12 protein-coding genes are annotated in these 13,514 nt (G+C 65.0%); 8 read left to right on the forward strand and 4 right to left on the reverse strand.

Annotated features, from left to right (window positions below):
• Positions 1–3: 3 nt before the first annotated feature.
• The 3 genes from BMI88_RS00755 to BMI88_RS00765 are packed head-to-tail and all read right to left on the reverse strand — an operon-like array spanning position 4 to position 4,343.
• Positions 4–1,860: a hypothetical protein gene (locus tag BMI88_RS00755; RefSeq protein ID WP_078545185.1), complete on the reverse strand. Its 1,857-nt coding sequence runs from the start codon at positions 1,858–1,860 to the stop codon at positions 4–6.
• Positions 1,857–3,203, reverse strand: a complete 1,347-nt coding sequence (locus BMI88_RS00760) for an FkbM family methyltransferase (protein WP_078545187.1) — start codon at positions 3,201–3,203, stop codon at positions 1,857–1,859. The genes BMI88_RS00755 and BMI88_RS00760 overlap by 4 nt, the downstream gene beginning before the upstream one ends.
• Positions 3,204–3,206: 3 nt before the next feature.
• The gene (locus BMI88_RS00765; protein WP_078545189.1) at positions 3,207–4,343 is read right to left on the reverse strand and encodes a hypothetical protein; all 1,137 of its coding nucleotides are present in this window, start codon (positions 4,341–4,343) and stop codon (positions 3,207–3,209) included.
• Between the two features lie 231 nt (positions 4,344–4,574).
• Between BMI88_RS00765 and motA the strand changes: the two genes are divergently transcribed.
• The 3 genes from motA (at position 4,575) to BMI88_RS00780 (ending at position 6,355) form a co-directional block, all read left to right on the forward strand.
• The gene (gene motA / locus BMI88_RS00770) at positions 4,575–5,444 is read left to right on the forward strand and encodes a flagellar motor stator protein MotA (RefSeq protein ID WP_078545191.1); all 870 of its coding nucleotides are present in this window, start codon (positions 4,575–4,577) and stop codon (positions 5,442–5,444) included.
• Positions 5,445–5,451: 7 nt separating this feature from the next.
• The gene (locus BMI88_RS00775; RefSeq protein ID WP_078545193.1) at positions 5,452–5,883 is read left to right on the forward strand and encodes a flagellar FliJ family protein; all 432 of its coding nucleotides are present in this window, start codon (positions 5,452–5,454) and stop codon (positions 5,881–5,883) included.
• Positions 5,884–5,962: 79 nt separating this feature from the next.
• The gene (locus BMI88_RS00780; protein ID WP_078545196.1) at positions 5,963–6,355 is read left to right on the forward strand and encodes a DUF805 domain-containing protein; all 393 of its coding nucleotides are present in this window, start codon (positions 5,963–5,965) and stop codon (positions 6,353–6,355) included.
• Positions 6,356–6,417: 62 nt separating this feature from the next.
• On the opposite strand, the gene ileS is transcribed toward BMI88_RS00780, so the two are convergent.
• Positions 6,418–9,402 carry an isoleucine--tRNA ligase gene (ileS, locus tag BMI88_RS00785; RefSeq protein WP_078545198.1) on the reverse strand — a complete coding sequence of 995 codons (2,985 nt, stop codon included), beginning with the start codon at positions 9,400–9,402 and terminating at the stop codon, positions 6,418–6,420.
• Between the two features lie 412 nt (positions 9,403–9,814).
• Here ileS and BMI88_RS00790 point away from each other — a divergent pair, with 412 nt between their 5' ends.
• From BMI88_RS00790 to BMI88_RS00810, 5 genes are all read left to right on the forward strand, one after another.
• Positions 9,815–10,510: a hypothetical protein gene (locus BMI88_RS00790; protein WP_244176581.1), complete on the forward strand. Its 696-nt coding sequence runs from the start codon at positions 9,815–9,817 to the stop codon at positions 10,508–10,510.
• Entirely contained in the window at positions 10,500–10,901 is a 402-nt protein-coding gene (gene ybgC, locus BMI88_RS00795) for a tol-pal system-associated acyl-CoA thioesterase (RefSeq protein WP_078545200.1), read from the forward strand. The genes BMI88_RS00790 and ybgC overlap by 11 nt, the downstream gene beginning before the upstream one ends.
• Positions 10,902–11,016: 115 nt before the next feature.
• Entirely contained in the window at positions 11,017–11,712 is a 696-nt protein-coding gene (gene tolQ / locus BMI88_RS00800; protein ID WP_078521931.1) for a protein TolQ, read from the forward strand.
• 2 nt (positions 11,713–11,714) lie between these two features.
• Positions 11,715–12,194 (forward strand): protein TolR, encoded by a 480-nt coding sequence (gene tolR, locus BMI88_RS00805; protein ID WP_078545202.1) that lies wholly within the window; start codon positions 11,715–11,717, stop codon positions 12,192–12,194.
• A 19-nt stretch (positions 12,195–12,213) separates the two neighbouring features.
• Positions 12,214–13,458 (forward strand): hypothetical protein, encoded by a 1,245-nt coding sequence (locus BMI88_RS00810; protein WP_078545204.1) that lies wholly within the window; start codon positions 12,214–12,216, stop codon positions 13,456–13,458.
• Positions 13,459–13,514: the final 56 nt, after the last annotated feature.

Genomic DNA, 13,514 nt, shown 5'->3' on the forward strand with positions numbered 1-13,514 from the left:
CCCTTAAAGCGCGGCGATCTCGGAGAGCGGACCGCTCCAGTCGCCAAGTTGCGTCTGACGATGAAGCTGCAGATTGCCGTACCAGCGATCCGGGCTTCCGTGGCGGCCCCAATACCACATGCACGCCGCCCCTTTCGGGATCAGCACATGGCTGTCGGGATGCCCCAACGCGCCGCAGACATGGGCGGTGGTGTTGTCGATGCTCACCACCCGGTCGAGCGCCATGATCTGCGCGGCGAACCCGTCGAGATCGGCGAGCTGGTCGATCTCTGGATCGCCGAAAAGTGTCAGATCGGGGCGCGTGCGGGCGGCCTGTGCAAGCTCTGCTTCCCGGTCGCCATATTGCAGGTTCACCACCAGCGCACCCTCGGGCAGCGCCGTCAGCAGGGTGTCGAGCGCGAGGGAGCGATGCGCGCCGGTGATCGGGTCGTTGCTGTGCCAGGCGATGCCCACGACCGGGCCGCCTTGCGCCATCTCGCGGTAGCGGGCGCGGATCGCCTCGACCCGCTCGGCATCCGCACGCAGATAGCCGCCCAGCGACTGTTCCGCGAGCGCCTCGACGCTGAGATAGCGCACCAGATCGCCCACGAAGATCATCTCTTCCGGCGCGACGTTCATCTTGTCGACCTCGGTGGTCTCCGCGAAATCGACGCTAAGGCCGCAGCGCTCGATCAGCGGCTTCATCCTTGCCTCGCCCACGAAAGTCACCTTCGCCCCAGGGGGGAGGGGGGCTCGGTCGATGATCGGCAGCAGCGCAAGCTGATCGCCGATCCCCTGCTCGTCGACCAGAAAGAGACGCTCGCGCGCGGTGAGGCGATCGGGTTCGGAGTTCTCGTAGGGAATACGGCGGCGGTTCGCCTCGGGTTGGCGTCCCGCGTAGTAAGGCGCGCCGCCAGCGAAATCGCCCTGTCCCATCAGGAAAGTGCCATAGGCGCGCTTCACCCAGAGCCCGCCGCCATCAACAAGATGCAGTGCCTCCCGGAAGGCAATATGGGCCTCGTGGAACGCCTCGCGGTCGAGGTGGCAATTGGCGGAGAACCCGAGGGCACGCTGAAACTGGGCCGGATCCTGGAAGCGATGCGAGAGGGTCTCGAGCGCGCGCGGGATATCGCCATGCGCTCGCAGCGCGGCCATGCGCAGAGTCACGACGTCGTCTCGAAGCGCGTTCGTTTCCTGAAGTTCGGACAGCAGGGCGTCAGCTCCGACGATGAGGCCCTGATAGTCCTGCCGGAAAAGTTTCGCCTTTAGCAACCCGATCCGGTGGGAAAGGGGCTGAGGGGCAAGACGCGCGGCTTCCTCGTAAGCGGGTGCGGCCTCCGCGTTACTTTCGCCGGAGGCAAAGGCGTCGGCGGTGATGAGCCAGATCTCGGCCGTTTTCATGCGCTGAGCCATCTTGCGCAGATTTTGTCCGGCCGTGGTCGACCGGTCGAGCCGCCCCATCAGATCGGCATAAAGGCGGGCCATCGGGACGTCTTCGCTGCCACGCTCGATCGCCTGCGCGAACAGATCGATGGCCGCGAAGATGTCGGCCTTCAGGACCCGCGCTTTGGCCAGCCCCGCTAACGCCATCGCATCGGTGGGCGCAATCAGCAGCGCGCGGTCGAAGAACTGCGCCGCCGCCTCGGTCTCGCGGCGATCCAGCGCCACAGTGCCCAATACGAGCCACGGATGGCGGTTGGCCGGATGCGTCTGGCTGACCTCATGCGCCAGTCGCGCGGCTTTCGGGCCGTCGGCCGCAGCGAGCGCCTCATAGGCTTCGTGCATCGTCAGCGCTGCGGCACCGTCAGCGATGCCGTAGTATTTCGACGCCTTGGCGGCCCGGGCGCGTCGGTCTCCGCGCGAGAGGGTTGTCTGGGTCATGCGCGTTCCCTCGGAATGGCGAAGTAGTCGATCGAGTGGACGTAGAACACGCTGTCGATCAGCACGTAGTCATGCGCGCGGCACCACTCCTGCGCGAAGGCAAGGAGATTGTCGCGGCGGGTCTCAACCCAGATCAGCGGGCGGTCGCGCGCGATCAGCGCCTCGGCCCCGGCGAGCACGTCCAGCTCCATCCCCTCGGCGTCGATCTTGAGGAAATCGGCGCGGGCATCGATCATCAGCGCATCCAGCGTCACGACCTTCAACTCGCCCGCCTCATCGGCGACCAGTGTCGTAGCCCCGAGGTTGTTTTCCTCCGTCGTCTCGGCGCGGAAACTACCCTCGGCGCGGCCCACGCCGAAGCCCATTCCGCGCCGGTCGATCAGGTCTTCGATCCCGTTCGCGGCGATATTGCCGTCCAGAAGCGTCAATGCGGCCGGGTTCGGCTCCACCGGATAGATCCGCGCCGGGCTCAGATGCTGCGCATACCAGACGACGTGGTTGCCGATATTCGCGCCGACCTCGACGATATGCGGGTGCGCCACGCCGATCAGATCGCGCAGCTTCTCGAGCGAGCTATCCTCGAAGAACCGCCCCTGAAGATGAGTGTTCTGGATGATGTCGAGCGGGTTGGTGATCTGCATCTTCGCAGCCACGCCCCGATGTTCGAGCTGCGCCCAAACCGGATCGCGTTCGACCGCGTCGGCCCACATCCGTTCGACTTGTCGGGCCCAATCGGCCCCCGTCGCAGAGCGCGGACCGGTGGAGTGTTGATCGCGGCGATTGACGAAGAAGATCTCGGGGCGTTTCGCGCAATTCCCGGTCTGCCAGAGCTGCAGGTAGAGCTTGTAATCCTCGCCCGTATCCATCGCTTCATCGAAGCCGAAGCGCGCGACCAGTTCGGTGCGGATGAAGGCGCCGATCTGAACCGCGAAGAAGGGCGGCGTGGCGAGAAACTCCGCATAGGTCGAAATCTCGGCCGGTTGACCGTCGCGCAGTTGCGGCTCGCCCGCCGCGTCGAATTCGCAGATCAGACCCCAAAGCGCGTCGAGATCAGCCTCCGCTGTAAGGCGCGCGCCGAAGGCCTCGAAGGCATTCGGGGTCAGCACGTCGTCCGCATCGAGGAAGAAAATCCACTCGATGCCTGCCTCCTGTGCCTGCCGGATCGCGGCGTTGCGGCGCGCAGACCGGCCGTGAAGCCCTTGCGTGTCGTCCATGGCGTAGTGATGGATCTGATCGAACGGGCCCTTGGAAAAGCCGATCGCGGTCTCGACGGAAGGCGCACAGCTCTCTTCGAACAGCGCGCGGTGGCCGGGGCCGATGGGGGTGATGATGGCGCAATCCATGGCTCAGCGCTCCTCGCCTGTTGGGGCGTCCGCAAGCGACTGGAAGACGGATTCGCGGATCGTATCGAGCGAGACCTTCCGCGCCTCGCCGTGGCTGAGCGCGGGCGTCAGGCCAAGTTGCAGCGCCAGCGCGGAGAAGAAGATCAGCGCCGCACCGCCCAGCATCGTGCGCATCTGCGGCTTCGCGCCCGCGCGCTTCGCCGGGAGCTTGCCTGTCTCTTCGCGCAGCGGTGCGGCGAGGGGGGCGGCCGGTTGCTTCGCGGCTTCGGGAGCGATGAAGATGAAATGGTCGAGTGCCGTCAGCCTCGCCGAGAGCGGGGTCCGCCGCAGCGTCGCAAGAAGCGAGGCGGGGAAATGGTCTGCGGGGGCGTGGATCTGACCGGGCATGGCGGTCGCGCCCTGACGTGCCAGTTCGGCGACCGGAATGGCGAAGCTGTGCAGATCGTCACGGAAATAGACGTCCCGCACCCCGAAACTTTGCGCATCGGCACCGGCGTCTTCGATGGAAATGCGCACGGTGTCGGCGCTCAGGCTAATTTCGCAAGTCGCCATCAGCGCCTCGGCCCGGTGCGTGTCGCTCAACCGCCGGAAGCCGGGCGGGCCGCCATCCTCGCCGATGGGGCGCGCGGCTTCCGCGGCGGCACGTGGCGGGGACGCGGCGATCTTGCTCGCGGGCGGCGTGGTCGCGGATTGCTCCGGGTTCAGCTCCGACAGAAGCCGCTCCACCTCTCGCATCGCGGGCGAGACAGAGGCCGATTTCGCATCGGTCAGCGCTTCCGGGTCGAGCCCCTCATCGGCGGCATAGGCGAAGTTGATCGCGTAATCGCGCGCGATCTCGGGAAGATCGTCGGTCTCATGCACGAGGGACAGGATCTTCTGCTCGTCGGAAAACAGCATCCGCCGGGTCCGGTAGCCCTCGACCTTCGGGATGACGGCGTACTCATCCGCCCGCCAGTTCATCGAGCGCGCAAGCCGGGGCAGGACGCGCTCGGCCTCGCTTGCGTGAAAGACCAGCATCGCGCAGCCGCCTTCCGGGTCGAGGCCGACGGCCAGACACATCTGCTGCGGCCATTGCTGGAACAGATGGCGCAGGTCCTGCTCTTCGAGCAGAAAGGCTATGGCTTCCGCGCTGGCGCTCATGAAATGCCCTGAATGCAAGATCCGTGTTGGATTGAACCTATCCATTCATGAATAATCGGTCAAGTTTCCTTGTTAAGTCTCCGAAATCTTAGATTTGTGCTTAATCTTGCTCGCGATTCCGGCATTTATACTTGACTTAACGGGAGCGTCACCGGAGATTTAGCAAGAATTTCAGGAAACGGCGGCTGTCGGTGAAAGACCGCAGGGCGCGCAACACACGGACAACGTATAATGACGATCATCCTTGGCCTGTTGGCCGTCGTGGGCCTCGTGTTCGGCGGCTTCCTTCTCTCCGGCGGTAGCATGGACGTTCTCATCCACGCTCTGCCCTTCGAGGGGATGATGATCGGCGGCGCGGCCTTGGGCTCTTTCCTGATCGCGAACTCGTTCAGCATGATCCGCCGCTCGGGGCGCGGGCTTGTGAAAGTGATGAAGGGCAGCCAGTGGAAGACGGCGGATTACACCGATCTGCTCAATCTGCTGTTCGAACTGTCGCGGCTTTATCGCAACAAGGGGATCATCGCGCTCGACTCGCATATCGAATCCCCGGAAGAGAGCGAGATCTTCGGCCGCTACCCGCGCATCCTGAAGGACCATTTCGCGATCCAGCTGATTACCGACAGCTTCCGGATGCTGGCGATGAACTTCGATGACAAATACCAGACCGAGGACGTCATCAACCGCAAGCTTAAGAAGCATCACCGCGAGGTCATGGCGCCCGCTTCCGCGCTGCAGACCGTCTCTGACGCGCTTCCTGCCATCGGCATCATCGCGGCCGTTCTGGGCGTGATTAAAACAATGGGGGCGATCGACCAGCCGCCGGAAATTCTGGGCGGCATGATCGGCGGCGCGCTCGTCGGTACCTTCCTTGGCGTGTTCCTTGCCTATTGCTTCGTGCAGCCGATGTCCGGGCGTCTGCGCCAGATCGAGGAAGAGGATTCCGCGTTCTATGCCGTGATCCGCGATATCTTCGTGGCGCTGGTGAGCGACCACCCGCCGAATATCTGCATCGAGATCGGTCGCGGCAGCATCCCCACCGTCTATCAGCCCGATTTCTACGCCGTCGAACAGGCGCAGAAAGAACTGCCACAGGCGGCGTAAACAGGCGATGGCGCACAACCGGATCGCGGCTCTGGAGGTGATCGGGCGGCTGCGGCGGCGCGAGCTCGAAGAGCAGGCTGGCGAGCTGTCGAAACTGAATGCGCAGGTGGCGCGGCTGGAAGGCGAACGCGATACGCTGACAGAGCGCGCCCGCGCCGAGCTTCACGTCACCTCGCCCGAGACCGCGCCCTATGCGGCCGGGTTTCGCGAGGCGGTGCGCGAGACGGTCTCCTGGCTCGATCAGGAAATCGGCGCGCTGAACGAGCGCCGCGTGCCGCTCGAAGACCGGATGCGAGAGCTGTTTCGAGAGGCGAAGACCTACGACACGCTTCTCGACCGTGCCCGCGCCGAACGGGCAGCGGAGCTGGCAAAGCGCGAGCAGGCTCAGGCCGAGGAGCGCACGCTGCAGCGCTGGCTGCGCGACAGGGATGCCGTCTGAACCTGCATTGAGGCTGGCGTCGAGAGCGACCCTGCGGCTAAGCTTTCCCTACGGCACATAAACAGAGGGAGACGCTCCGATGGAGTTCAGCGATGCAATCCGCAAATGTTTCTCGAACTACGTGACCTTCACTGGCCGCGCGGCGCGGCCCGAATTCTGGTGGTTCGTTCTGTTCATCTTTCTCGGCAACATCGTCTTCGGCATCTTGGACCGTATCCTTTTCGGTCCGATGATGATGCGGCACGACGCATCGCTGCTCGGCGGGATCTTCTCTCTCGTCGTTTTCCTGCCAGCGCTCGCGGTGCTGGTGCGGCGGCTGCACGATATCGACCGGACCGGCTGGTGGGCTCTGATCGCGCTGATCCCGGTGATCGGGACGCTGGTTCTGCTCTTCTTCACCGTTCAGCGCGGCTCCACGGGCGGCAACCGGTTCGGTCCTCCGGCTCTGCCGCCGCATCAGATGCCGTCCTGAGCTGACATGAAAAAGGGCACCCGCGCGGGGTGCCCTTCATTCTGTCTTTGGAAGCGAGCTGCTCAGTCCAGCGCCGCATCGCACCGTTTGCAGGTGCCGGGATGCTTATGCGTGCCGACATCGGGCAGGATCTTCCAGCAGCGTTCGCATTTCTCGCCATCCGCCTTCTCGAAGACCACCGAGATGCCCGAGACTTCGGGCAGGCGGTACGCTTCCTGTGGGGCCGGATCGGCGGTCAGCGCGATATCCGAGGTGATGCAGAGATCCTCGAAGGGCACAGATTTCAGCGCCGCAAGAACGTCCGCATCCTCGACATGCACGACAGGTGCCGCCTCGAGCGAGGCCCCGATCACCTTGGCCGAGCGCTGCACTTCCAGCGCCGCCGTCACCACGCGACGGGCGCGGCGGATGCCGTCCCATTTCGCGGCAAGGCTCGCGTCGGCCCAGGCTTCGGGCGTCTCGGGGATGTCCTGCAGGTGGACCGAGTCGTCATCGCCCGGGAAGCGCGACAGCCACACGTCTTCCATCGTGAAGACGAGGATCGGCGCGAGCCAGGTCGTCAGGCGGTGGAACAGCAGATCGAGCACCGTGCGCGCCGAACGGCGACGCAGGCCGTCTTCCGGGTCGCAATAGAGCGCGTCCTTGCGGATGTCGAAATAGAAGGCCGACAGATCCACCGTGCAGAAGTTGAACAGCTGCTGGAACACGCCCTGGAAGTCGAACGCGTCATAGCCCTTGCGGACCTCCACATCGAGCTGCGCCAGACGGTGCAGCACCCAGCGCTCCAGCTCCGGCATCTCCGCCGGATCGACGCGCTCGGCGTCGGAGAACCCGTCGAGGTTGCCCAGCATGAAGCGCAGCGTGTTGCGCAGACGGCGATAGCTGTCGGCGACGCCTTTCAGGATCTCCGGGCCGATGCGCTGATCCTCGGTGAAGTCGGTCTGCGCGACCCAGAGGCGCAGGATATCCGCGCCGTATTGCTTGATGACTTCCTCGGGCACGATCGTGTTGCCCAGCGATTTGGACATCTTCATGCCCTTCTCGTCGAGCGTGAACCCGTGCGTCACCACGTTGCGATAGGGCGCGCGGCCTTTCGTGGCGCAGGCCTGAAGCAGCGAGGAGTGGAACCAGCCGCGGTGCTGATCGGTGCCTTCGAGATAGACATCGGCGATGCCATCCTCGGTGCCGTCTGCGCGGTCGCGCAGCACGAAAGCATGGGTGGACCCGCTGTCGAACCACACGTCGAGCACGTCGAAGACCTGCTCGTAATCGTCGGGGTTCACCAGACCTTCGAGAACCTTCGCTTTGAAGCCGTCCTCATACCACGCATCCGCGCCCTCGGTCTCGAAGGCGGCGATGACGCGGGCGTTGGCTTCGGCATTGCGCAGCAGGAAGTCCTCGTCGGTGGGCTTGGCGCCCTTCTTGACGAAGCAGGTCAGCGGCACGCCCCAGGCGCGCTGACGGCTCAGCACCCAGTCGGGACGGTTCTCGATCATCGAATGCAGGCGGTTCTTGCCCTTCTCGGGCGTGAAGGTCACCAGCTCCTCGATCGAGGTCAGCGCGCGCTTGCGGATCGTGTCGCCATAGGTGCCCATGCCATCGTCGAGCGTGTGGTCGATCGCTGCGAACCATTGCGGCGTGTTGCGATAGATCAGCGGTGCTTTCGAGCGCCAGCTATGCGGGTAGGAGTGCTTGATCTTGCCCTTGGCGAGAAGCGCACCGGCCCAAGCGAGCTGCTTGATGTTCGACACGTTCGCGGGGCCGTCCTTGCCGTCCGCCGCGACGATCGCCTCGCCGCCGAACAGCGGCAGATCCTTGCGGTAGGTGCCGTCGGGTTCGACATTGTAGGTCATCGGCAGGCCGAACTTAAGGCCCATCTGATAGTCGTCGTCACCATGCGACGGCGCGGTGTGCACGAAGCCGGTCCCGGCGTCGTCGGTCACGTGATCGCCCGGCAGGACCGGCACGTCGAAATCCCATTCGCCATTCGCGCCGTCGACGCCGGCATAGGGGTGCGACAGGGTCAGCCCTTCCAGCTCCGCTGCCGACACGTCGCGCACGCGGGTGAAGCTCTCGACCTTCGCCTGATCCATCACCGATTGCGCCAGCGCATCGGCCATCAGCAGCAATTCGCCTTCCTCGGCGGTCGATTTCTCGCCCAGCGTATCGACCCGGTAGAGGCCGTAGCCGATCGTCGGATGGAAGGAGACGGCGCGGTTTTGCGGGATCGTCCACGGCGTCGTGGTCCAGATCACGACGCTCGCCTCGTGCAGCTGATCGGCCAGCAGCGCCTGATCGGCCGCGTCATACTCGACCGCATCCTCGGTCGGCATCGCCGCGTTGCCGCCCCGGCGGACCTTGAAGCGCACCCAGATCGTGTGGCTGGTGTGGTCGTGATACTCGACCTCGGCCTCGGCCAGCGCGGTCTTCTCGACCGGCGACCACATCACGGGCTTGGAGCCCTGATAGAGCGTGCCGTTCATCAGGAACTTCATGAACTCCTCGGCGATCACCGCCTCGGCATGGTAGTTCATCGTGAGGTAAGGATCGGCCCAGTTGCCATAGACGCCCAGACGCTTGAATTCCTCGCGCTGGATGTCGACCCAGTTCTCGGCAAAGGCGCGGCATTCGCGGCGGAAATCCACGACGTCGACCGCGTCCTTGTCGAGACCCTTGGCACGATACTGCTCTTCGATCTTCCACTCGATCGGCAGGCCGTGACAGTCCCAGCCCGGAACGTAGCGCGCATCGCGGCCCATCATCTGCTGCGAGCGGGTGATGAAGTCCTTCAGGATCTTGTTGAGCGCGTGACCGATATGGAGATGGCCGTTCGCATAGGGAGGGCCGTCATGGAGCACGAAGCTCGGGCGGTTGTCCTTCGCGGCCTTCTCGCGCAGGCGGTCGTAGACGCCGATCTTCTCCCAACGTGCCAGCCAGTCGGGCTCGCGCATTGGCAGGCCCGCGCGCATCGGGAAATCGGTTTTCGGCAGGAAGACGGTGCCACGATAATCGGGGGCGGTCGTCTCGGTGGTCTGGTCGGAACTCATGGAATTGTCGTCCTTGGGAAAGGGAAGGGCGTGCGCGCGCACGCCTCGGGGCTTGGCGCAATATCCCGGCTACCCTGACGCGTCAGAGCGCCGGGCAGGTAATTCGCGGATATGCAGCCAGCAAGAACATGCCGCCCTTATAGGCGTGCGACCGCAGGGCGGCAAGCGCAGATCAGGGAGCGCTGCCGCCCGTCACTGTGGGGGCGCAGATGCCGAAGAAGAGGGGGCGCTGCCCCCACGCCCTGTCGGGCGCTCCCCCGGGATATTTGTGCCAAGCCGAAATAAGGCTGGAGGCAAGAGCCGGGGATGCGCAGCAGAGGGGTTGGCCCCTTTCCCCCTCCGTCGCGATCTCTTAGGGTCAGGGCGAAGCGAGGGAGGCGGCATGTCGGAACAGGCAGAGATCACGGGCGAAATGGTGGAGCAGCTCTTCCGGCGCTCTTCCGACGAGTATCTGTTCGCGCGCTGGGGGCGTCCCGTCGTTCCGGTGGTCTTCGGGGTCGAGGCTGCGACGCTGGCGACCGTGAAAGGCGCGGTCGAGGCGGTGGTCGCGCTGGCCGGGCACAAGATGGCCGAGACCGATCCTGAGCTTGGCGCGAACCTGATGATCTTCTTCTTCCGTGACTGGCAGGAATTGCTCGAGGTGCCCAATCTCGATCATCTGATCGACGGGCTGCAGGATCTGGTGATCCGGCTCGACGATCAAGGCGCGAACCAGTATCGCGTCTTCCGCTTCGACAAGGACGGCGCGATCCGGGCCTGTTTCGCCTTCGTGCGGATGGATGCGGGGCTCGACGAAGTGCCCGCCGAGGTGATCGCGCTGAGCCAGGCGGTGCAGATGATCCTGCTCTGGTCCGACAAGGCTTTCGTGAAACGCTCGCCGCTGGCGGTGGCGCGCGGGGTGACCGTGCTGCGTCCCGAGATCGCCGCGATTATTGCGGCGGGCTACGACCCGACGATGCCGGCCGTTGCGAAAGATCCGAGCCACGCGCTGCGCCTTGCCGCCCGCGCAGGTCTGCGTCAGGGCGAGGCCGCAGAGGCGGTGCGGGAATTGTCGCGCGAAGTGGGCGAGGCGGAGCCGGACGATCAGGAGAACGAGAATGGCGCATGAGTTTCCGATCCGTGTCTATTACGAGGACACCGATCTCGCGGGGATCGTCTATTACGCCAATTACCTGAAGTTCATCGAGCGCGGGCGGTCCGAATTCGTCCGCGCGCTGGGCGTGGATCAGGTCGCGCTGAAGGCCGATCACGGCGTGGTCTTCGCGGTGCGACGGGTCGAGGCCGATTACCTGCGTCCCGCGAAATTCGACGACGAGCTGGTGGTCACGACCGATCTGGTGGCCGAAACGGGCGCGCGTTTCGTGATGGAGCAGACCGTGCAGCGCGACGGCGAGGTGCTGTTCACCGCGCAGGTCACCATCGTCTGTCTCAATGAGACGGGCGCGGCTCAGCGGCTTCCCGCCGATATTCGCCGGAAACTGGCCCCGAAACTGCATTGAAAAGCGGCGGGGTTTCGCCGGTTACATTGTTGTTATGGCGTTCCCCTTACTGCTGATATAGAATCGCTGGTAATCAGAGGCCCGATAACGTGGCCCCAACCGGCGAGCAGTACCTATGGACCAATCTTCGCTTGCGATGGCGCAGGAGATCGACTTCTCCCTGCTTGCGCTCTTTCTGCGCGCATCGCTGACCGTCAAACTCGTGATGATCATTCTCGTGGTGGCCAGCTTCTGGTCCTGGGCGATCATCATCCGCAAATTCATCGCCTATCGCGCGGCGCGCTCCGAGGCGGAAGCCTTCGACCGGGCCTTCTGGTCGGGGGAGCCGCTCGATGAGCTGTTCGACCAGATCGGCCCTGCGCCCGAGGGCGCGAGCCAGAAGATCTTCGCCGCCGGCATGCTGGAATGGCGTCGGTCGCACCGTCAGGACGGCGCGCTGATCACCGGCGCGCAGGCGCGGATCGAACGCTCGATGGATGTCGCGATCCAGAAAGCCACCGAGAACCTCAATTACGGGCTGAATTTCCTTGCGACCGTGGGCTCGATCTCGCCCTTCGTGGGCCTGTTCGGCACGGTCTGGGGGATCAAGGTCGCCTTCGAGGAGATCGCGATCTCGCAGAACACCTCGCTCGCCGTCGTGGCGCCCGGCATCTCGGAAGCGCTCGTCGCGACCGCGCTGGGCCTGCTTGCGGCAATCCCGGCGGTGATCTTCTACAACAAGCTGTCGTCCGATGCCGATCGCATCGCGGGCAACTACGAGGCCTTCGCGGACGAGTTCTCGACCATCCTGTCGCGCCAGTTGGATAGCTGATCATGGGTGCTGGTGTTGCAAAACGCGGATCGGGCGGATCGCGGCGCCGCAGGAGCGGGCGCGGGCGTCACGCCGCGATGAGCGAGATCAACGTCACGCCGATGGTCGACGTGATGCTGGTGCTCTTGGTGATCTTCATGGTCGCCGCGCCGATGATGACCGTGGGCGTGCCGCTGGAGCTGCCGAAGACCGCAGCCAAGGCCGTGCCGACCGAGCAGGAAACGCCGCTGACGATCTCGCTTCAGGCGGACGGGAAAATCTCGTTGATGAACTCGGAAGTGCCGCAGGACCAGCTGATCGATCGTCTCAAGGCGATCTCGGCCGAGCGTAACAGCAACAAGGTGTTCCTGCGCGCGGATGGCAAAATTTCCTATTCTCAGGTGGTGCAGGTGATGGGCGCGCTCAACGGCGCGGGGTTCTCGAACATCACGCTCGTCACCGATACCGGAGGGCCGCAATTGACGGCGCCTGCGGGGAACTGAGCCCAGGGGGCAGCATCGCATGAACCGTGCGGACAAGATCGGTTACGGCCTGTCGGGCGCGCTGCATGTGGGCGTGCTCTTCTGGGTCATTGCCGGGGGGCAGTGGTTCTTCCCGAAGCCGAACGAGCCGGTGGTGATCAGCCAGGTCGCGGTGATGTCCGAGCAGGACTTCAACACGATGATGGCCTCGGCCCCGAAGGACGCGCCGCAGCCGACGCCGGACCCGGTCGCGCCCACGGCGCCCGATACGCCCTCCGAGACGACACCGCCGCCCGAGACGCCCGCGCCCGAGCCGCAGGCCAAGCCGGAACCCGAGCCGCAGGCGATGCAGCAGCCCGATCCGGCCCCTGATGCGCAGCCCGACGTCTCGGCCCTGCAAGAGCCGACACCGCCCGCCGAGGTGAGCGACACGCCGCCCGAAATCGTCCCGCCGGTCGAGGAGCCCTCGCCGACGGTCACGCCCGATATCTCTCCCGCGCCGAAGCCGAAACAGGCGCCGCGCGTGGCGCCGACCCCTGCGCCAGAGCCGCCGCCCGAAGCGAAGGTCGATCCGCAGGCACAGCCGCAAGAGGCGCCCAAACCCGCCGATACGCCCGATCAGCCGGTCGAGAAGCCGAAGGAGGCGACTGCGCCGCCGGAAGCCTCGACGGAGATCGTGACCGAGGCGAACAAGACCGAGGACAAGCCGGAAAGCTCTGCGCCGCTGGCCTCGCCGCGTCCGAGCGCCAAGCCCAAACCGCCTGCGCCGAAGGAGACTCAGACGGCTGCCGCGCCTGCCGAGAAGAAGCCCGCGGAGAAAAAGCCCGCCGAGCCGAAACCGGCAGAGACCAAGCCCGCGCCGAGCGAGCCGAAGAAGGTCGACAGCGCCTCGGTCAACGACGCACTGGCGGCAGCTTTGGGCGGCGAAGGCACGGGCGGCACCGGCTCCGCGCCGACCGGTCCGCCGATCACCGCGGGCGAGAAAGACGCGCTGATCGTCGACATCAAGCAATGCTGGAACACTGGCGCGCTCAGCTCGGATGCGCTGCGCACCACGGTGACGCTCTCGGTCGACATGCAGCCCGACGGCCACCCGATCATCTCCTCGATCAAGCTGGTCGGGGCGACGGGCGGCAGCGGCAACGCGGTCGATCAGGCCTTCGAGGCCGGGCGTCGCGCTATCGTTCTGTGCGGCTCGGACGGGTTCCCGCTGCCGCCGGAGAAATACGACCGCTGGAAAACGATCACCATCGACTTCAATCCCGAAAAAATGAGGATGAAATGACGATGGATCGGCGAATTTCCGCGCGGTGTCATGGGGTTGTGATGCACGATCGTGCC

The organism is Thioclava sp. F36-6 (assembly GCF_002020305.1).
Classification (GTDB): domain Bacteria; phylum Pseudomonadota; class Alphaproteobacteria; order Rhodobacterales; family Rhodobacteraceae; genus Thioclava; species Thioclava sediminum.

Bases quoted from the DNA above. Each gene is read 5' to 3' on its own strand.
- BMI88_RS00755 (WP_078545185.1), bottom strand. From the start codon at position 1,860: ATGACCCAGACAACCCTCTCGCGCGGAGACCGACGCGCCCGGGCCGCC.
- BMI88_RS00760 (WP_078545187.1), bottom strand. From the start codon at position 3,203: ATGGATTGCGCCATCATCACCCCCATCGGCCCCGGCCACCGCGCGCTG.
- BMI88_RS00765 (WP_078545189.1), bottom strand. From the start codon at position 4,343: ATGAGCGCCAGCGCGGAAGCCATAGCCTTTCTGCTCGAAGAGCAGGAC.
- motA (WP_078545191.1), top strand. From the start codon at position 4,575: ATGACGATCATCCTTGGCCTGTTGGCCGTCGTGGGCCTCGTGTTCGGC.
- BMI88_RS00775 (WP_078545193.1), top strand. From the start codon at position 5,452: ATGGCGCACAACCGGATCGCGGCTCTGGAGGTGATCGGGCGGCTGCGG.
- BMI88_RS00780 (WP_078545196.1), top strand. From the start codon at position 5,963: ATGGAGTTCAGCGATGCAATCCGCAAATGTTTCTCGAACTACGTGACC.
- ileS (WP_078545198.1), bottom strand. From the start codon at position 9,402: ATGAGTTCCGACCAGACCACCGAGACGACCGCCCCCGATTATCGTGGC.
- BMI88_RS00790 (WP_244176581.1), top strand. From the start codon at position 9,815: ATGGTGGAGCAGCTCTTCCGGCGCTCTTCCGACGAGTATCTGTTCGCG.
- ybgC (WP_078545200.1), top strand. From the start codon at position 10,500: ATGGCGCATGAGTTTCCGATCCGTGTCTATTACGAGGACACCGATCTC.
- tolQ (WP_078521931.1), top strand. From the start codon at position 11,017: ATGGACCAATCTTCGCTTGCGATGGCGCAGGAGATCGACTTCTCCCTG.
- tolR (WP_078545202.1), top strand. From the start codon at position 11,715: ATGGGTGCTGGTGTTGCAAAACGCGGATCGGGCGGATCGCGGCGCCGC.
- BMI88_RS00810 (WP_078545204.1), top strand. From the start codon at position 12,214: ATGAACCGTGCGGACAAGATCGGTTACGGCCTGTCGGGCGCGCTGCAT.